The sequence below is a fragment of the Rhizobium pisi genome, from assembly GCF_003938655.1.
Lineage (GTDB): Bacteria > Pseudomonadota > Alphaproteobacteria > Rhizobiales > Rhizobiaceae > Rhizobium > Rhizobium pisi.
This window is the reverse complement of the sequence record NZ_RJJT01000019.1, coordinates 107,970-126,281: the sequence shown is the minus strand read 5'-3', so window position 1 is coordinate 126,281 and position 18,312 is coordinate 107,970. Positions and strand designations below refer to the sequence as shown.

The following is an 18,312-nucleotide window of genomic DNA, read 5'->3' as shown; positions in this document are numbered from 1 at the left end:
AACCGGCCACGGCGTAAGCCGAAACCTCCTTCTTCGCCCTCTGCCAACACGACCGGCAAAGAATCCTATCGCCAAAAAAGCAAAACCCGCCGAAAAAATCGACGGGTTTGTCAGCAGTCTGAGGCCGCGCAAGCGGCCTTCAGTTTGTTGGGAAATCTTCCTCCTTACGCTGCGTCATCCCAGGCCTTTTTTCATCTGCGTCGCGTTCAGATTGTGCGGGTAAGTTTTCGTTCACCGTTTTTAATTAAAATTGGATCGAGTTTTTTCGGTCACTGCACTGCCGGCCTGTGGAAGCGATAAGAGTATGGCGTTTGTTTCCTTTCCTCGGCGATCCCTACTGCCCGTGCTGCTCTCGGCGGCGCTGACGACCTGTTCGATCAGCGATGGGCTGGTGCCGCCGGCCAATGTCGACAACGGAACCAGGGTCAGCTCGATCTCGCCGGCGCGGGGGGCGGCCCGCATGGCGCCTTCGATGCAGATGACGCGCGCCGAGCGCCTCGCGCCCGCCGAAAGCCAGGCCTCCTATCCCGTTTCCAGCGTGCCTGTCGGCAATTCGCAGGGCTCCGTCGATTATCTCGACACGCCCAACCTCGCCGGCACCGGGCATCCCGCGCAGACTGCGTCTGCGCCGTTGACGCAGTCGGCGCTGTCGGCGCCGGCAAGGCGCACCGCGCCGGGGGCGCGGGGACTGCCGATGATCGATAGCGACGAGGCGATGGCGGCAGGCCAGCAGACCGAAAACTGGGGCGGCACGAAGAACCTTGCGATCCCGTCCGGCGGCGTCAACATGGATGACGAGCTCGGGGCCGAGCCGGTGGTCGGGCTGGCACAAGAGCAGCAGCAGCAGATCGCCGAGGGCAATGCCACTGAGCCGGTGGTCGACGGCATCGGCACCGACAATCCGACCCAGCTCAACCAACGCGCGCGCCGGCTTGCGCCGCGGGCGATGCCGCAGCCGGCAGCGCAGACGCAGATGAGCCGGGCGCCCGCCTGGAGCGACGGCAGCCCTGTCGTGGCGCCCACCCGCGTTCCAGAAGAGGACGAGGGTGAGGAAGTCGCGATGCTCCGGCCGAACAACCCGATGATGAGCGAGCCCGCTGCACCGGTGGATCCGAGCGTCATGCCGACCTCCGAGCTCGCCTGCCGGCGGGAGCTGAAGCGCATGGGCGTGCTCTTCGACGAGAAGCCGCCGATTTCGAACGGTCCTGCCTGCCAAGTGCCCTATCCGGTGTCGCTCAAAGGGCTTTCCGGCAATATCGGCGTCAGCCCCGCGGTGACGCTGAACTGTCAGGTGACGCTTGCCTTCGCCAAATGGGTGAAGAACGAGCTGGCGCCATCGGCCCGCTACCGCTACTGGACCGGCATCAAGACGATCGAGCCGCTCGGCGGCTATTCCTGCCGGCGCATGAACAACAGCCGGCAGAGATACAATCCGATGTCGGAACACGCCCGCGGCAACGCCATCGACGTCGGCAAGTTCGTCTTGAAGAACGGCCACGAGATCGACGTGCGCAAGAAGGGCCTGTTCTCCTTCCGCGAAGGCCGGCTCCTGAAGGCGGTGCGCAGCGACAGCTGCCGCTATTTCAACACCGTGCTCGGCCCGGGCAGCAATCCGGAACACTGGAACCATTTCCACTTCGACCTGCGCTCCCGCAAGAGCGGCAAAGTCTATTGCGATTAGGTTGTGAGCCTGCGCGCCCATTACCGCGGCAATTGGGCCCTGCCGCCAGAAAAGGGTTCATCCCCGCGGCCGGGCACGCTATAGATCGGCAGGGCGGAAGACCGTTTGCGAGTTTGATCCATGAGCTATGAATTTCACGTCGGCCAGAAGGTCGTCTGCATCAACGACACCTTCAAGCATGTCAGCATCGACCAGCTCATCCGCAAGGGCGAGATTTATACGATCCGCTGGATCGGCGAATACACCCACTATGTCGACGGCACCTTCATCGGGGTGAAGCTCGAGGAAATCCACCGCGGCAACGACGACGGGCCGGAAGGTTATGGCGCTGCCGACATGCCCTATCGCGCGACGCGTTTTCGGCCGCTGGTGAAAGATAAGATCGCATCGCTGCGCAAGCTGCTCGCCCCGACACCCGATGCGCCGGTGGAGCCGAAGGAAAAGATCAAGAAGAAAGAGAAGGTCTAAGCGCCGCCCTGGCTTTTTCCGAGATCAGGTCGGCGGCATCGACGCTGCGGTGACGTGATTGTGCCTCCCGATCGCCTGTGCGACAGTCGGCATCGTGACACGCCGAGGAGGGGCCGGTGCGGAGGATTTCGACAATTCTGGCGCTTTGCGCCGCCATCGCCATGACGATCGCAATGGCCGGAGCGGCAGCCGCCGATCCGCTTGTTTTCAGCTATCACGGATGGCAGGTCGATCTCACCAATGCCAGGGGCGCGGAGCCCGATAAAAAGATGGTCGCGGCCGTCAAAAGGCAGCTCGACATCGTCGAGCGTGTCCATCTGAAACCCGACGTCCTTACCTTCATGCGGACGATTCCGATCTGGGCCGACCCCGCCGCCGCAGGCTTCGGTCCCGGCCATTACAGCAGCAAGACCGGCATCGACCTGCGCGTCGGGGAGCTCGATCGCGACAAGCCGATCATCCTGCATGAGCTTCTGCATGCTTATAACGACCGGATGCTCCCCGGCGGCTTCGGCAATGGGGACGTCAGGCAATTCTTCAGCAGCGGCCGCGGGCTCTGGCCTGATGATTCCTACATGATGAGCAATGACCGGGAGTTCTTCGCGGTGACGGCGAGCGTCTATCTGTTCGGCAATATCGAGCGGCCGCCTTATTCGCGCAGCCAATTGTGGGAGAAGCAGCCACGATATTACCAGTGGCTTGCCGCGCTGTTCGACGATGGCCGGCCGCGGTCTTAGGCCGTCACTATTTAAGCGTAAGGCGTGCCCGCCATGGCCGCTTTCAGGCCGATGGTGCCCTGGTCGACGAGGGCGAGGAAGGCGGCTTTCGCTTCCTCGGAATCCCGGCTTCGCCGAAAGGTCCGGTGCGCCTGGATGAAAGCCACCGTCCACGTCGCCATGAGCAGGCCGGCCGCCAGATGGGCGGCGGGATCGCCGGCGTCTCGGCCTGCACCTTCCGCCATCGCCACCGCTACCAAGTCAGCGAGTTCGTCTCGTATCGCTCTCGCCCGCGCCTTGAGGGTGTCGCTGCGCTCGACCGTTTCGACGAAGCCTTGGCTCTCGTCAGAAAATTGGGCGAAGGGAGCTCTCTCGGCGATGAGCCGGTGAGCAAGCCGGCGCAGGGTCTCGATCGGCGAGACGCCGGGCTCGCGCTGCCGCAATGCCTCGCGCAGGATCTCGCGGCCTTCCTCGTCGCGGTCGAAGAACATGTCTTCCTTGCGGGGAAAGTGATTGAAGACCGTCATCCGCCCGACATCGGCGGCGGCGGCAATCTCATCGACCGTCACATGCTCGAAACCCCGCTCGCGGAAGAGGCGGTCGGCGGCCTGGGCAATGGAGCGTCGCGTGGCGAAGCGCTTGCGGCTTCGCCGGTCGGGTGGCGTTGACATGCCGTCATCGATAGCAGGGATTTTATACTCAGTACACATTCAACATTGACTTCCGCATGTGTCGGCGTATTTATGTACTAAGTACATATTTAAGCTCAGTATACCATGGCGCCATGCGCGCCGGGTGCAGCGCAGGAGGACGTGCTCATGTCCAAACCCCTCATCGTCATCTTCACCGCAATCGGCCTCGACGCCGCCGGCATAGGGCTCATCTTCCCCATTCTCCCGCGGCTTCTCCAGGAGGTGACCCATGCCGAAAACATCGCTCCCTATATCGGGATCATGACGGCGCTCTACGCGCTGATGCAGTTCATCTTCGCACCGGTGCTCGGCGCTTTGAGCGACAATCTCGGCAGGCGTCCTGTGCTGCTCATTTCGCTTGCGGGTGCTGCGATCAATTATCTCGTCATGGCGTTTGCGCCAGAGCTTTGGATGCTGCTTCTCGGCCGCGCCATCGCGGGTCTCACCAGCGCCAATGTCTCGGTGGCCATGGCCTATATCACCGATATTTCGGCGGAGGACACGCGCGCCCGGCGCTTCGGCCTGTTCAACGCGACGTTCGGCATCGGCTTCATCATCGGCCCGGTGCTCGGCGGGCTGCTCGGCGATCAGTGGCTGCGGCTCCCCTTCATTGCCGCTGCCGTGCTGAATGCCTGTAACATGCTGGTGGCCTACTTCGTTCTGCCGGAATCTCGCACGCCGGCACGCGAAAAGATCGACCTCGCGGCGCTCAACCCGCTTCGGCCGCTCGGCTGGGTCCTGTCGATGAAGGGGCTTCTGCCCGTCATCCTCGTGTTTTTCATCCTGAGCGCCACAGGCGAAGCCTACGGCACCTGCTGGGCTCTTTGGGGTTTCGACACGTTCCGATGGAACGGCCTCTGGGTCGGCCTTTCGCTCGGCGCTTTCGGCGTCTGCCAGACGGTCGTGCAGGCGCTCCTGCCCGGCCCGGCCGCCAAACGGCTGGGCGAGCGCGGGGCTGTCGTCGTCGGCATCGCCTGCGCCTGCCTTGCTCTCCTTGCCATGGCCTTTGCCAGCCAGGGCTGGGTCGTGTTCGCGATCATGCCGGTCTTCGCGCTCGGCGGCATCGGCACGCCGGCATTCCAGGCGCTCGCCAGCCGGCAGGTCGATCCGGCCCGCCAGGGCCAGCTCCAGGGCGTGCTGACATCGGCAGTCAGCCTGGCTTCGATCATCGGCCCGCTGGCCTTTTCGACATTCTATCTCGCCGTCCAGAAGGCATGGCCGGGCGCCATCTGGCTCTCCGTCGTCGTCGTCTATGTCATTGCGGTTCCGCTGGTTCTTCTCGGGACACGCGCCGCCCGTCCTGCGCAAGCGGCGACCGCTTGAAACAGTGCATCTGGCTCAGGCTATTTTCGTGCCCAGGAACAGCGCTTCCCTGCGGACATCGAGCACGCCATCGCCCGGAATTGCGCGAGCGGAGGCTCGCCAGCGCTGCGCGCAGGGACAAGACTTCATCTTCCCGAGGCAGTCTCGGTCCATGATTTAATAAATCGTATCCGATTAAATCGAATGGTGTTGACATTGGCTTCCGGTGGGCATATTTAGAGCGCATCCGATTACATCGGATACGCTTTAAATTCAACCGAAGGAATATGACCATGACCGAGAAGCTTCTTTTCACTGGCAAGACCCACATCGCCGGCGGCCACAACGGCTATGCCCGCAGCAGCGACGGCACGCTCGATATCAAGCTGCCGCAACCGCATCCGGCGGCTGAAAACCTGTTCGGCGCCGCCTGGTCGGCTTGCTATATCGGCGCTATCGAGCTTGCCGCATCCCAGCGCAAGATCACGCTGCCGGCCGGTCCCGAGGTCGATGCCGAGATCACCCTCCATGCCGACAACGGTTCCTTCTTCCTGCGTGCGCACCTCAATGTCAGCCTTGCCGGCCTCGATCGCGACGTCGCCGAGGAACTGATCCACGCAGCCCACGGCATTTGCCCTTATTCCAAGGCCACGCACGGCAATATCGACGTCGAAACCAGGCTTGTCTGAGTGGAAGGACCGGCCTCGTCGCCGTCATCTTCGAAGCGGGGGTCTGCCGTTCGGCCGGCAGACCCGTTCCTGAACCAGCAGCCATCGCAAACGCCGCCGATCCGGAGAACATGCCATGACCAATAGCCACGCAGAGCCGCACCGGGCCTATGACGAGTTTTCGCTTCTGCTCGACCCAGATGTTTACGAGCCGTTGCCTGAGGATTGGCTGATCGGCATCACCGATGTCGTCAGCTCGACTGCGGCAATCGGGGCAGGGCGCTATGAAGACGTCAACTATGCCGGCGCCTCGATCATCGCGGCGCTCGGCAATGCCTGGGGCTCCTTCGATTTCCCCTTCGTGTTTCGCGGAGACGGAGCGGCCTTCGCCCTGCCACCGCACGGCCTGATGGCTGCGACATCGGCGTTGCGGCAGGTCGCGGATTTCGCCAGGAGCGATCTTGATCTCGATCTTCGCGTCGGCCTGCTCACCGTGCGCGAGATCCGCGCAGGCGGGCGCGACGTGAAGATCGCCCGCTATGCCGCTTCCGAAAACGCGACCTATGCGATGTTTGCCGGCGGCGGACTCAAATGGGCGGAACAGCAGATCAAGAACGGCCGCTATCTCGTCAAGCCGGGCCGCTATGCGACGAGGCCTGATCTGACGGGATTGAGCTGCGACTGGGCGCCGTTTCCGAGCCGGCAGGGGGAGATCCTGTCGCTGCTGGTCGAGCCTCGCGAGCACACGAGCCCCAAGGTTTTTGCGGCGCTCGCCAGGCGCGTGCTTCAGGTTTTCGATGCGGCGCCGCGCCGGTCACATCCGCTTTCGCGGAATAATGCTATCCCCAGGGACAGTGCGAAGCAGGTCAGTGAGGAAGGTTGGTCGGAGGTTGCCTCCCATTCGGATTTCCGCAAGTTCGACGATGGTTTGCGTCTGACTCTGGACTGCACGCCGGAAGAGATCGACAGCGTCGAAGCCATTCTCGTCGCGGCAAGAGCGCGTGGCGAGATCGATTTCGGCCTGCACCGCCAGTCGCATGCGCTGATGACCTGCCTTGTGCCTTCAGGCCGGCCGGATTCGCACCTGCATTTCCTGGACGGAATGGGCGGCGGCTACGCGAAAGCGGCCGAGATGATGGAGGAGGGCGCGCTTGCAGCAATGTCGTCGCGCCGGCCTGAAAGGACAGTCAGGGCAGCAGAGGCATAGCCTGACCGGGTCAATTGACCCCCGGATTGCCCGGGGGCATAGTCCCGGGCAGACGCGAATGACCTGCTGTTACAAACGAGGTCGGCCAGTCGATCCTCGTATCCCATCCACGCAGATCGAACGATAGGAGAGCGTCATGTCCCCCATATTTTCATTATCGCCGACGCGGCGCGAGCTGCTTGCAGCCACGGCCGCCGCCGGGGCCGTCGGCCTCATTGCCGGCGTGCCCGGCGCGCGGGCGAACGGCGAGGAGATCAGCCCGTTCAGCGTCAGTTTCCCTCAGGATCAGCTCGACGACCTCCGCCGTCGCGTCGCGGTCACCCGTTGGCCCGACAAGGAGACCGTTGCGGGCGATGCGCAGGGGGTGCAGCTTGCGACGATCCAGAAACTCGCGAAGCATTGGGCGACGGATTACGACTGGCGCAAGATGGAAGCGCGGCTCAATGCGCTCCCGCAGTTCATCACCGAGATCGACGGGCTTGACATTCATTTCATTCACGTCCGCTCCAAACATAAAAATGCCTTGCCGATCATCGTCACGCATGGGTGGCCAGGCTCGATCATCGAGCAGCTGAAGATCATCGAACCGCTCACCGATCCGACAGCCCATGGCGGGAGCGAAGAGGACGCGTTTGATGTGGTGATCCCGTCTTTGCCAGGTTACGGCTTTTCCGGGAAGCCGACGGGGTCGGGGAGCTGGAACCCGCCTCGCATCGCGCACGCCTGGGCGGCGCTGATGCAACGTCTCGGCTACACGAAATTCGTGGCGCAGGGCGGCGACTGGGGCAATGCGGTCACCGAATTGATGGCGGTGCAGGAACCGCCGGGATTGCTCGGCATCCACACCAATATGGCGGCCACGGTTCCGGCTGACATCGCCAAGGCTCTCGCGGCCGGCGGCATGCCGCCAGCCGACCTGTCGCCGGACGAAAGGCGCGCCTGGGATCAGCTCGACGACTTCTATAAGAATGGGCTGGGCTATGCGATCGAGATGAATAATCGGCCGCAGACGCTCTACGCGATCGTCGACTCGCCTGTTGGTCTCGCGGCCTGGATGCTCGACCACGACATCCGCAGCTACCGGATGATCGCGCGCGTTTTCGACGGAGAGGCCGAGGGGCTGACGAAGGACGATATCCTCGACAACGTCACGCTCTACTGGCTGACGAACACGGCAATCTCCTCGGCGCGCCTCTATTGGGAAAACGCGCACCATCCGAGCGGCGGATTCTTCGACCCCCGGGGCATCAAGATCCCGGTTGCCGTCAGTGCTTTTCCCGATGAGATCTACCAGGCGCCGCAGAGCTGGGCGGAGAAGGCCTATCCGAAGCTCATTCACTACAACAGGCTGGAGAAGGGCGGTCACTTCGCCGCCTGGGAACAGCCGGCGGCTTTCACCGCCGAGTTGAGGACGGCGTTCCGGTCGCTGCGCCAGTGAAGCAGGAAGCGCGTCGCGCCGGACCGGTCCGCGCGCTGCGTTTTCAGTCTTTGCCGCCCGCCGGTATAGCGAGGCTTGCAAGTATTTCACCGAGCTGGGGCGGCGCCAGCTCGGTTTCGCATTCTATCTCGGCGGCGCTGAACCATCTGAGTTCGGTATGTTCATCGCCGACAAGCTTGGGGAAGCCCTGCCAGCTCTCGACGTGATAGACGTGAAAGGTGGCGGATGCCTCGGGCGGAGCTTGCGACACGAACTTTCGCGCAAGCTGCCAGCGCTCCGGCGTGACGCTTATTTCCTCCATCAATTCCCGGCGCATCGCCGCCTCGGCGTCTTCGCCGTCCTCGATGTGGCCGCCGGGCAGGCTCCAGCGACCTGGATAAATCCTGCGCTCAGAACTTCGCCTTGCGAGAAGAAACGTTCCGTTGCGGCTCAAGGCGCCCATCGCGATCTCGGGCATGTGGTCTTCTCCGTTGCGGAAGAAAAATGCACCGCCGCAGGCATGTCACCAACGTGTGACAGGCGTGGCGATCAAGATTTCTCCGGTTCGGCCTGCGCCCGCAGTAGGTTGTCGCGCAGCCTCGTCACCGTCTGCTGGACGACGGGGAAATCGTCGCCGAGGCCGGTGGCGGCAATCAGCGTGCCGCCGGGGTCAACGTCGAGCAGGAGATTGCGCCCGGCCGGCGTCAGGCTCACGCGGACCTGCCGTTCATCGGCGGGATCGCGATGGCGCGTGAGATAGCCTGTCGATTCCAGCTTCTTGAGGATCGGCGTCAGCGTATTGGATTCGAGAAACAGCTTTTCCCCCAACATGCTGACCGTCTGGTCGTCTTCCTCAGAGAGGGCGACCAGCGCGATATATTGCGTATAGGTCAGGCCAAGCGCGTCCAGGATCGGCTTATAGGCGCGGCCGAAGGCGAGATTGGTGGAATAGACCGCGAAGCACAGGAAGTTCGAAAGCTTCCTGCCCTCCTTGCCCGCGGGGGAGGCGGGCGCAGGCATGTCGGGTGCTTTTGCACTTTTAGACGTCGGCATTGGACCATCCTCTTCAGCTCGTTGAATATCGATGTCTTATATATATCGTATCCGATTAAATCGCAAGCTTCAGGCGTCGATTTCCGGGACGGTATCTGCCGCGATAGCCGCCCAAAAGCGTCGGGGGCTCGAGCATAGGAGCCACAAACTCACGCCGGCTTGCCGGCCTCGATGAAACGGCTGAGCGAGGTGGCGGCGTTCAGCATGTGGGCGCGCATGCGGCGTGACGCCATCTCGCCGTCGCCTTCGGCGATCGCCTGCATGATGGCATCGTGTTCGTCCCGGGATCGGCTGAGCCGTTCGCCCTGGCGCAGCTGCGTGCGCCGGAAGGCGTTCAGGCGGTTGCGTATGGTGATCGCCTGTTCGGCGAGGAAGCCATTATGGGTGGCGTGGTAGATGGTTTCGTGGAACTGGCGGTTGAAGCTGTCATAGGCGTCGAAATCGCCCGCCTCGACGATCGGCCGGGAGAGATCGTGCAGCTCGATCAGGCGGCTCCGCTCCAGCGGCGTCATGCGGTAGGTGGCGAGCCTGACGCAGACGGCTTCGATCTCGGCCACCGTCTCGAACATGTCCATGATGCGCTCCGGCGTCATGCTGGCGACGATGCCGCCGCGCCGGGCGCGAAGCTCGACCAGGCCGCCGGCCGCCAGTTGGCGCAGCGCTTCCCGGACCGGGGTGCGGGAGGCGCCGAAACGATCGGCGAGCTGCTGTTCGTCGAGGGCAGCACCCGCCGCCAGCGTGCCGGCGGCGATCTCATCGGTGAGAGCGTTGCGGATGCGGTCGGAGATGAGGCCGCGATCATCGTCATCCTCGCCTTCAAAGACATTCGCCATTTCGTCGTCTCCTGACTGTTCCGGACCGGGGGGCGGGTCGCGTATGCAAACCCGCGCGAGATATGAGCCTGTGTATGCGTAATGGCTATCACGAAGCTGTTACGTATTCAATAATTGACATTTTCTGAAATAGGAATACATAAATATCCAGTCGGCGGCGTTCTGTATACGCAAGCCGCAACAAATGCCGAATTGGAATACACGGAACCGCTCTCAACACGGACAGAGGCCAATGCCTCGCGTCCGGGAGGAGCGATCCCGACACGATGTCATCGATCAACCGATTTTCACCGAGCCCGCCCGGGCTTCGGACCCATGCTTTCGACCCTTCAACCGTCTCAGCGCACAAGGAAACCAGATCATGATGATGAACAGACGGGCTTTCTCGGCCGCCCTCGTTGCCGGCGCCGCCGCCACTCTTCTTTCCAGCCGCGGCATGGCCGCGACATCGGCTCCGGTGAAGGCGCGCAATGTCGTGCTGGCGCATGGGCTGTTTGCTGACGGTTCCTGCTGGACCGAGGTGATCGCGCGCCTGCAGGCGGCAGGCCTCAACGCCACGGCGGTGCAGAACCCGCTGACGACGCTGCCGGAAGCGGTTGCTGCCGTCACCCGCGTGCTTGACCGTCAGGACGGCCCGACCGTGCTGGTCGGGCATTCCTTTTCCGGAATGCTCGTCACCGAGGCCGGCGTGCATCCCAATGTTTCGGCGCTCGTCTATGTCGCGGCCCGGGCGCCGGATGCGGGCGAGGATTATACCGCGCTCGCCAAGTCTTTCCCGACGCCGCCGGCAAGCGCCGGGATCGTCTTCGACGGTGATGAGGGACGCTTGAGCGAAGCCGCATTCCTCAGCGATTTCGCCGGCGACCTGCCGGAGGCCAAGGCCAAGGTGCTTTACGCCGTGCAGCAGCCGTTCCAGAAGGCGCTGCTGACCGGTAAGACAACGCAGGCCGCCTGGCGCTCGAAGCCGAGCTGGTATGCCGTTTCGACCGAGGACCGGACGATCAATCCCGATCTCGAACGCTTCATGGCGAAACGCATGGGGGCAAAGACGATCGAGGTGAAATCAAGCCATCTGTCGCTGATCTCTCATCCCGACGAGATCACCCGGTTGATCCTCGAGGCGGGGGGACAGAACACGGATTGAGCAAGAGCGGTGAGGACGAGAGGGATGACATGCGACCTTGCTTTGTCATCCCGGGCCCCAGGAGCCTGGGATCCATGCGCGAATGCTGAGCGTGCTGCATCGTTCATGTCACGTCGGTCGGCGCAGCGGTCTGAAGGCGGCCCGGAGTTCGGCAGAGAAGAGTTCCGGCTCTTCCCAGGCGGCGAAGTGGCCACCTTTATCGACCTTGTGGAAATAGGCGAGATTGCGATAGGCGCGCCGCGCCCATGTTTCCGGGGCTTGATAGTTCTCGCCGGGAAAGACTGATATGGCGACCGGCAGCGCGATCTCCGACGTCTTCTCGCCGGCGGCAAGGAGGGGACTGCGCCCTCTGTCATATTCCCAGTAGATCCGCGCCGAGGAGGCGGCGCTGTTGGTCAGCCAGTAGAGCGTGATATCGTCCAGCACCTCGTCGGGAGATTTTTCGGGATCGGTGTTGTTGTAGGTCCATTGCGTGAAGCCGGGGTGGCCGAGCATCCATGCGGCAAGGCCGGCAGGGGAATCCGATATGGCATAGCCGATCGTCTGCGGCCTTGTGCCCATCATCGTGGCATAGGAACGGTTGCCCATCCTGGCGGCAGCGCTGAGGGCATCGAAGGTCGCGCGTTCCTCCTCCGAGAGCCCTTCCGGCGCCGGCCCGTTGACGGCGAGCACAGCGGCAATCTCGGGCGGGACAACCGCCGGCAGGTTGATGTGGATGCCGAGCAGGCCTTGAGGCGCGAGCCGCGCCATGGCGCTGGAGACGGGCGAGCCCCAGTCCCCGCCCTGGGCGACGTAGCTGGTGTAGCCGAGCCGCTTCATCAGCTCTGCCCAGGCGCTGGCGATGCGGTCCGGTCCCCAGCCGGTGCCGGCCGGTTTGCCGGAGAAGCCGAAGCCCGGCATCGACGGAATGACGATGTCAAATGCATCCTCCGCGCGTCCGCCATGGGCTGTGGGATCCGTGAGCGGACCGACGGCCTTGAGGTTCTCGAACACCGATCCCGGCCAGCCATGGGTGATGATGACAGGCAGGGCATTTGGATGCCTCGAGCGGATGTGAATGAAGTAGATATCGAGGCCATCGATCTCTGTCATGAACTGCGGCAGCGCATTCAACCGCGCTTCGGCTTTGCGCCAGTCGTAGCCGGTGCCCCAATAATCGACGAGCGGCTTGATCTTTTCGAGCCGTATGCCCTGCGACTGGTCTTCGACCGTCTCGCGCTCGGGCCAGCGCGTGGCGGCAATGCGACGGCGAAGGTCGGCGAGATTTTCCTCGGGAACATCGACACGGAACTGACGAACGGCATCGTCCGCGGCATCAGCCGTTCGTCGCGGCGGGAAGAGGCCTGCCGCGCCCGCCGCGGCAATCCCGGTCGCAGCGGCGGTCAGAAACCTGCGTCGACCCCGGTTGACGACTTCCGAGCCTGCGCTCGGGCGCATCTTGACGATCCTGGTCACGGTGTTGTCTCCTTTGAAGCAGGCGCCCAGGGCAAGGTCCCCAGAGGTCGCCCGGCGTCATCATAACATGCATGCCGATAGGACGCGGACTGCTCCAAAGCGCACCGTGGCTCGTGCAAGTTCGCGACCGGCGCGGCTGAGCCTTGCGCCGCCAGCCTTTTCACGAGAGAAACCTTGGATGAGCATTCCCAAGACACATCCCTTCGCCTTCGATCCAACCTACGGCATGCTGCTGGAAGACTTGCTGGCGGTCGAGCCGCCGGAGGAGCCTGATGGTTTCGACGTTTTCTGGCAGGCGCGATATCGCAAGGCGCTTGATGTCGATCCGCGGCCGGCGCTTTCCCAGAGCGAGATCAGCCATCCCGACTGGCATGTGCTCGATATCGTCTACCTCTCGACGGGCGAGTTCCGGATCGGCGGCTGGCTCATCCTGCCGCGCGAGGGGCAGGTGCGGCGCGGCCTCGTCGTCGGGCATGGTTACGGCGGGCGGGACCGGCCGGATTTCGATCTGCCGCTCAAGGAAACGGCGATCCTCTTTCCCTGCTGCCGCGGGCTGTCACTCAGCGCCCATCCGCCGATCTCGCAGAATCCCTCCTGGCATGTGCTCCACGATATCGACAAGCCGAAGGACTACATCATCGGCGGCTGCGTCGAGGATATCTGGCTTGCCGTCTCGACCCTGACGGCGCTCTATCCCTGGCTTGAAGGACGTATCGGCTATAGCGGCATCAGTTTCGGGGGCGGGGTCGGGGCGATGGCGATCGCCTATGATCCACGCATCGATCGCGGCCATCTCGCGCTGCCGAGCTTCGGGCATCAGCCGCTGCGGCTGAAGCTTCCGACCGTCGGCAGCGCGCAATCGGTGCAGGAATATCAGGCCGACCACGGCAACGTGCTGGAGACGCTGCGCTTCTATGATGCCGCGACCGCGGCGCAGCGGATCGAGGTGCCGATGCTGACGGCGGTGGCGCTTTTCGATCCTTCCGTGGCGCCGCCCTGCCAGTTCGCTGTCGCAAATGCGATACCGAAATTTAATGAAATCTTCATCCTGGACGCCGGTCATTTCGATTACCCTGGAAGTGCTGAGCAAGAGGCGGTGCTCCGCGATAAGATCGGACAGTTCTTCAGGGTGCCATGAACCGCGAATATGTCAGTTGGTACAGTCAGCGGCTGCATCGAGACATGGAGATGCTGGTGTTCGGCCATGCCGGCGCCAAGGTGCTGGTTTTTCCGACGCGGGAAGGGCGCTTCTTCGAATATGAACAGCTCGGCCTGGTCGGAAGCCTTGCCGACAAGCTGCAGGCCGGCCATCTCCAGCTCTATTGCATCGAGGGCCTGGCGGCCGACAGCCTCTACGGCTTCCACCACCATCCTGCCGAGCGCATCCGCCGGCATGCGGCGCTGGAGGACTATATCCTCAACGAGGTGCTGCCGCTGATGGCTTGGAAGAACCCGCATGACTGCACCATCGTGCATGGCTGCAGCCTCGGCGCCTTCCAGGCGGCAAGCCTCGTCTTCCGCCATCCGCATCTCTTCCGCAAGCTCGTCGCCTTTTCCGGCCGCTACGACCTGACGATGAAGGTAGAATCCTTCGGCGACCTGTTCGACGGCTATTACGACGACAGCGTCTATTTCCACACGCCGACGCATTTCCTGCCTGGCCTCGGCTCCGACTGGCGGCTCGACAGGCTGCGCGAGATCGAGATCGTTCTCACAATCGGCGACGCCGACCCTTTCCTCGACAACAACCGCTATCTCAGCCGGCTGCTGGGCGAAAAGAACATTCGCCATCAGCTGCATGTCTGGGACGGCCGCGCCCACCGCGCCGGCGCCTGGCGCAAGATGGCGCCGCTTTACATCTGATACTTCTGGATGGCGGTTAGGGCCAACGCAGGGCCGCCGTCGCCACCGGCGCGTCCCAGAGGGCGATCTCCTCGTCGGTCAGCATGGCAAGGGTGACCGACAATCCCTGCATGTCGAGCGAGGTGACGTAGGTTCCGACAAGCGAGCGCTCGATCGGGATGCCTCTTTCCTCGATGAAGCGGCGGGCGCCGGCATAGGCGAGATAGAGTTCGGCCGGTGGCGTGCCGCCCAGACCGTTGACGAAGAGCAGGGCTCGGGTGCCCGGCGTCACGGCGATGTCAGCGGCGATGGTTTCGCAGAGATGGGCGATGATGGCGTCGGCGGCGGCGAAGGGTTGCCTGGCATGGCCGGGCTCGCCGTGGATGCCGACGCCCATTTCCATTTCATCGGCTCCGAGCGCAAACGTCGTGCGCTCAGTCTGCGGCACGGTCACGCCGTTCAGCGCCACACCCATCGAGCGGATGCGTGTGTTCAACCCCTCGCCAAGCCGCTTCAATTCGGCAAGCGGCATGCCGCCTTCGGCCGCAGCACCGAGGATCTTTTCGACGATCAGCGTTCCGGCGACACCGCGCCGGCCGCGGCCTTCGCCTGTTCTCGACGTCTCGATATCGTCGCTGACGACGACCATGTCGAGGCTGTGGCGATCGCCAGCCATCTCGATCGCCATTTCGAAGTTCATCAGGTCGCCGTCGTAATTCTTGACCACGAGCAGGCAGCCGGCGCCGGTATCGGCCTCTTCGATAGCGGCAATGATCTGGCTCGGTGTCGGCGAGGTGAAGATATGGCCGACACAGGCCGCATCCAGCATGCCCTGGCCGACGAAGCCGATATGCATCGGTTCGTGGCCGGCGCCGCCGCCTGAGATGAGCGCCACCTTGCCCGACGTGAGATCGCGGCGGCGAATGCATTTGCGTTCGGTCCCGAACACCACGAAGGCCTCATGGGCGCGCACGAAGCCTTCGACGCTTTCGGCGACCATGGTTTCCGCAGTGTTCATGAACTTCTTCATCAAGCCCCTCCCAAGGCCAAGCATTACGTTACGTCAACCTGTTCACCACTCAGGGCTCACTCGCCCCTGAAATCGCGACGATTTTCTGCACCAGATCGGAGATCGCCTCTTCGAGCAGGCGGTTTTTTCGGTCGTCGCCGAAGTCGGGCACCATCAGCGACAGGTGCCGCAATTTCTCGGAATGGCCGAGATCCGGCAGCTTGCCAGGATGGGCGGCCTGATAGGCTTCGAGAAAGCGTTCCTCCTCAGTGGCGCTGAAATGGCAGACGCGGACGATCGTCGCGAGATGGCGCGCCGGCAGCGGCGTCGCATAGGTCGGGCTGGTGATCTGGGTGACGAAGCTGCGGTGTTTGCCAAGCGCCGTCGCCAGGCGCTGGCGCGTGCCCGATGGCCTATTGTCGATGATCTGCGCCAGAATGGACTTGTAGGCGATAATGGCGTCTTCGGTGTCTTCGCGCGCCATTCTATTCTCCGGCTGCCTTCGTGCCATCGGCATTGAGACCGATGATTGCCGATCTTATCGCGGGACGCCGGGCCGGCGCCACGGAAAAATGCCGGAGGCCGGCGGCAAGCAAGCCCGGCAGATAATGCGGGTCGCCGGCCATGTCGCCGCAAATGCTGACGGGCTTGCCGGCGGCAAGCTTCACTGCCTGGGCAATCAGCCGGAGCACGGCGGGCGCTGACTTATCGGGATCGGCATCGATGTCGTTGCGCGTGGATGCGGCGAGATATTGTGTGAGATCGTTGGTTCCGAACGAGAAGAATGCTGCCGAGCCGAAGGTGTCGAGCATCAGCGCTGCAGCCGGCACCTCCACCATCATGCCGATCGGCGGCATCCGGTGGGGCAGGGCACGGCGGCCGAGCCTTTCGGCTTCCTCACGGAACAGCTCGCGCATCCTGTCGATTTCGTCGGGAAAGGTCACCATCGGCAGCATCACCGAAAGCCTGCCGAAGACGGCGGCGCGCAGCAGGGCACGGGCCTGGACGCGGGCGATTTCCGGCCGTGCAAGCAGCAGCCGGATGCCGCGCAGGCCCGAGTCGAGAGCCGGCAGGTCTTCGAGGCCGGCAAGCGGCTTGTCGCCGCCGATATCCAGCATTCTTATGATCACCGGCTTATCGCCCGCCTGCTCCAGCACGCGGCGATAGATCGCCAGCTGCCGTTCCTCATTGGCGGCATCGGCGATCGAGGTGACTGAAAACTCCGAGCGCATCAGGCCAACGCCCGCCGTTGCCGGATCGAGGGCATCGATCTCAGCGGGATCGTTGATGTTGATGGAGGTGAGGATCGGCACGCCATCCGCCGTGCGTAGCTCACCGCTTTCGATTTGCGTGTCGCCGGCAGGCGCTTGAGCAGGTGGCGGCGGTGGGATCAACACGCCGCCCGCCTGCAGGATGACGGCGCCGGCGTCGCCATCCACGCTGATGGGATCTCCGTTTGCGGCGGAAAAGCGGCCTGTGCCGACCACCATCGGCACGGATTTCGCCCGGGCGAGCAGGGCGACGTGGCCGGCGGTGCTGCCTGCAAACAACGCAATGCCCCCGCCCTTGGACCAGTCATGGGCGAGAAAGCGGCTGGGCTCCATGTCCTTGCCGACGAAGACCGAGCCGGGCGGGAAATCGGCGATCGGGGTGCCGGCGAGCGCGCCGAGCACGCGGTTCTTGATGTCGAGAATATCGACGGCGCGCGCCCGCATCTGTTCCTCATCGGATGCTTCGAGTTCGCCGATATAGGCGTCGAGGGTGGCGACCCAGGCGAAGACCACGTTCTCATCGGCCTGCATGCGTGCGCCCGTCGCCTCCGCGATCGTCGGATCGCGCAACACTTCGATCTGGAAATCGATGATATCGCGGCTTTCGGCGTCGGCACCCTCTGCAAGGCGCTCCAGTTCGCCGATCGAGATATCGATCGCCTTTTCCAGTGCGCCGAATCCGCCGGCGATTTGAGGCGCACGTGCGGCGCCCAGCCGCTCGGCAGCGGAAGAAGCGTTCGGCTCCTCCGCGAGAAAGGCCGGGCCGGATGCGATGCCCGGGGATGCGCTCTTTGCTTTCAGCCTAAGCGGTTCGGCCATGTTTCTTTTCCTCATCGAAGTTGCGCTCGATGAGTTCCTTCAGCGCGCGGATCGCCTCTTCGGCGAGAATGCCGTCGGCGCGGATCCTGAGGATCGACCCTTTGCGGATTCTCGCGCCCATGATTTTGATGATGCTCTTGCCGTTCAGCCAGACGTCGCTGCCGTTGACGGCGACCTCGATCGAACAGGGAAAGGACTTCGCAAGCCGCGTGAAGGTGACGGAGGGGCGGGCATGCAGCCCGACGCCGTGCTTGACTTCCACCTCCGTCTGGCAGTTCACATGCAATGGACTAGGCTCCTGTTTTTCAATCCGCAATCCTGTTGTCATCAGGGGGATAGTTCCTCGGCTGTGGCGACGACCTTGGCCAGCGACGCGCCCCCCGACGCTTCAGCGGCAGCGATGACGGCGCCTTCGACCAAAGGCGCGTTGCAGATGGAGACGAGCGCCGAACGAGGAGGTCCCAGCATTTCGACCGCCATCTCGCTGTTGGTTTCTGCGCCGCCGAGATCGACGAAGACGGCGACGCCGGCATCGGACCAGGCGGCTTCGATCGCTCTCAGGATGCCGCCGGCATCGGTGCCGAGCTCGCCGTGGACATTGCCGCCCGACCAGGCGAGCGGCACGCAGTCGCCGACCATCTGGCGCACCATGTCGGCAATACCCCTTGCCACCAGCGGCGAGTGAGAGACGATCACGATCCCCACGTTTGCGGTCTTTGCAGTCATGTCGGTCCT

The 18,312-nt window shown here is 63.4% G+C and carries 21 protein-coding genes; 11 read left to right on the top strand and 10 right to left on the bottom strand.

What is annotated here, in order from left to right; genetic code table 11:
• The 4 genes from EFD55_RS33505 to EFD55_RS24455 all read left to right on the top strand — a co-directional run.
• Positions 1-300, top strand: a 300-nt coding sequence (locus EFD55_RS33505; protein WP_208653551.1) for a hypothetical protein, incomplete at its 5' end; no start/stop codon positions are given.
• A gap of 4 nt (positions 301-304) precedes the next feature.
• Positions 305-1,681, top strand: coding sequence for an extensin-like domain-containing protein (locus EFD55_RS24465; protein WP_125848268.1), 1,377 nt, complete (start codon positions 305-307; stop codon positions 1,679-1,681).
• 120 nt (positions 1,682-1,801) lie between these two features.
• A complete protein-coding gene (locus EFD55_RS24460) occupies positions 1,802-2,149 on the top strand; it encodes a CAP-Gly domain-containing protein (protein WP_125848266.1) in 348 nt (115 codons plus the stop codon).
• 116 nt (positions 2,150-2,265) lie between these two features.
• Positions 2,266-2,886, top strand: coding sequence for a hypothetical protein (locus EFD55_RS24455; RefSeq protein ID WP_125848264.1), 621 nt, complete (start codon positions 2,266-2,268; stop codon positions 2,884-2,886).
• Positions 2,887-2,897: 11 nt separating this feature from the next.
• On the opposite strand, the gene EFD55_RS24450 is transcribed toward EFD55_RS24455, so the two are convergent.
• Positions 2,898-3,536: a TetR/AcrR family transcriptional regulator gene (locus EFD55_RS24450; RefSeq protein ID WP_125848262.1), complete on the bottom strand. Its 639-nt coding sequence runs from the start codon at positions 3,534-3,536 to the stop codon at positions 2,898-2,900.
• Positions 3,537-3,683: 147 nt separating this feature from the next.
• Here EFD55_RS24450 and EFD55_RS24445 point away from each other — a divergent pair, with 147 nt between their 5' ends.
• The 4 genes from EFD55_RS24445 to EFD55_RS24430 all read left to right on the top strand — a co-directional run bounded on the left by EFD55_RS24445 (position 3,684) and on the right by EFD55_RS24430 (position 8,172).
• Positions 3,684-4,880 carry a TCR/Tet family MFS transporter gene (locus EFD55_RS24445; RefSeq protein WP_125848260.1) on the top strand — a complete coding sequence of 399 codons (1,197 nt, stop codon included), beginning with the start codon at positions 3,684-3,686 and terminating at the stop codon, positions 4,878-4,880.
• A gap of 272 nt (positions 4,881-5,152) precedes the next feature.
• Positions 5,153-5,548 carry an Ohr family peroxiredoxin gene (locus EFD55_RS24440; RefSeq protein WP_125848258.1) on the top strand — a complete coding sequence of 132 codons (396 nt, stop codon included), beginning with the start codon at positions 5,153-5,155 and terminating at the stop codon, positions 5,546-5,548.
• A 115-nt stretch (positions 5,549-5,663) separates the two neighbouring features.
• Positions 5,664-6,734, top strand: coding sequence for a DUF3095 family protein (locus EFD55_RS24435; RefSeq protein WP_125848256.1), 1,071 nt, complete (start codon positions 5,664-5,666; stop codon positions 6,732-6,734).
• 136 nt (positions 6,735-6,870) lie between these two features.
• A complete protein-coding gene (locus EFD55_RS24430) occupies positions 6,871-8,172 on the top strand; it encodes an epoxide hydrolase family protein (RefSeq protein WP_125848253.1) in 1,302 nt (433 codons plus the stop codon).
• Positions 8,173-8,215: 43 nt separating this feature from the next.
• Here EFD55_RS24430 and EFD55_RS24425 read toward each other — a convergent pair whose 3' ends face one another.
• The 3 genes from EFD55_RS24425 to EFD55_RS24415 form a co-directional block, all read right to left on the bottom strand.
• Positions 8,216-8,629, bottom strand: coding sequence for an NUDIX hydrolase (locus EFD55_RS24425; protein ID WP_125848251.1), 414 nt, complete (start codon positions 8,627-8,629; stop codon positions 8,216-8,218).
• A 71-nt stretch (positions 8,630-8,700) separates the two neighbouring features.
• On the bottom strand, positions 8,701-9,204 hold the full coding sequence (locus EFD55_RS24420; protein WP_125848249.1) for a MarR family winged helix-turn-helix transcriptional regulator: 504 nt from the start codon (positions 9,202-9,204) through the stop codon (positions 8,701-8,703).
• Positions 9,205-9,353: 149 nt separating this feature from the next.
• The gene (locus tag EFD55_RS24415; protein WP_125848247.1) at positions 9,354-10,037 is read right to left on the bottom strand and encodes a GntR family transcriptional regulator; all 684 of its coding nucleotides are present in this window, start codon (positions 10,035-10,037) and stop codon (positions 9,354-9,356) included.
• Positions 10,038-10,398: 361 nt separating this feature from the next.
• Between EFD55_RS24415 and EFD55_RS24410 the strand changes: the two genes are divergently transcribed.
• Complete coding sequence (locus tag EFD55_RS24410; protein WP_125848245.1) at positions 10,399-11,181, top strand: alpha/beta fold hydrolase; 783 nt, start codon at positions 10,399-10,401, stop codon at positions 11,179-11,181.
• 108 nt (positions 11,182-11,289) lie between these two features.
• Here the strand turns inward: EFD55_RS24410 and EFD55_RS24405 are convergent, their stop codons facing one another.
• Positions 11,290-12,636: an epoxide hydrolase family protein gene (locus tag EFD55_RS24405; protein ID WP_183736833.1), complete on the bottom strand. Its 1,347-nt coding sequence runs from the start codon at positions 12,634-12,636 to the stop codon at positions 11,290-11,292.
• A gap of 178 nt (positions 12,637-12,814) precedes the next feature.
• Between EFD55_RS24405 and EFD55_RS24400 the strand changes: the two genes are divergently transcribed.
• Together EFD55_RS24400 and EFD55_RS24395 are read left to right on the top strand one after the other, a co-directional pair.
• Positions 12,815-13,774 carry an acetylxylan esterase gene (locus tag EFD55_RS24400; protein WP_125848243.1) on the top strand — a complete coding sequence of 320 codons (960 nt, stop codon included), beginning with the start codon at positions 12,815-12,817 and terminating at the stop codon, positions 13,772-13,774.
• Positions 13,771-14,499 carry an esterase family protein gene (locus tag EFD55_RS24395; protein WP_125848241.1) on the top strand — a complete coding sequence of 243 codons (729 nt, stop codon included), beginning with the start codon at positions 13,771-13,773 and terminating at the stop codon, positions 14,497-14,499. Before EFD55_RS24400 ends, EFD55_RS24395 begins: the two co-directional genes overlap by 4 nt.
• A 16-nt stretch (positions 14,500-14,515) precedes the next feature.
• Here the strand turns inward: EFD55_RS24395 and EFD55_RS24390 are convergent, their stop codons facing one another.
• Genes EFD55_RS24390 through dhaM form a run of 5 tightly spaced genes read right to left on the bottom strand, consistent with a single transcriptional unit; the run spans position 14,516 to position 18,303 of the window.
• Entirely contained in the window at positions 14,516-15,508 is a 993-nt protein-coding gene (locus EFD55_RS24390) for a dihydroxyacetone kinase subunit DhaK (protein WP_125848239.1), read from the bottom strand.
• A 49-nt stretch (positions 15,509-15,557) separates the two neighbouring features.
• Positions 15,558-15,971: a hypothetical protein gene (locus EFD55_RS24385; RefSeq protein ID WP_125848237.1), complete on the bottom strand. Its 414-nt coding sequence runs from the start codon at positions 15,969-15,971 to the stop codon at positions 15,558-15,560.
• Position 15,972: 1 nt separating this feature from the next.
• Positions 15,973-17,577, bottom strand: coding sequence for a putative PEP-binding protein (locus EFD55_RS24380; protein ID WP_125848234.1), 1,605 nt, complete (start codon positions 17,575-17,577; stop codon positions 15,973-15,975).
• Positions 17,561-17,905 (bottom strand): HPr family phosphocarrier protein, encoded by a 345-nt coding sequence (locus EFD55_RS24375; RefSeq protein WP_125848232.1) that lies wholly within the window; start codon positions 17,903-17,905, stop codon positions 17,561-17,563. The genes EFD55_RS24380 and EFD55_RS24375 overlap by 17 nt, the downstream gene beginning before the upstream one ends.
• A complete protein-coding gene (gene dhaM, locus EFD55_RS24370) occupies positions 17,905-18,303 on the bottom strand; it encodes a dihydroxyacetone kinase phosphoryl donor subunit DhaM (protein ID WP_125848230.1) in 399 nt (132 codons plus the stop codon). The genes EFD55_RS24375 and dhaM overlap by 1 nt, the downstream gene beginning before the upstream one ends.
• Positions 18,304-18,312 lie beyond the last annotated feature (9 nt).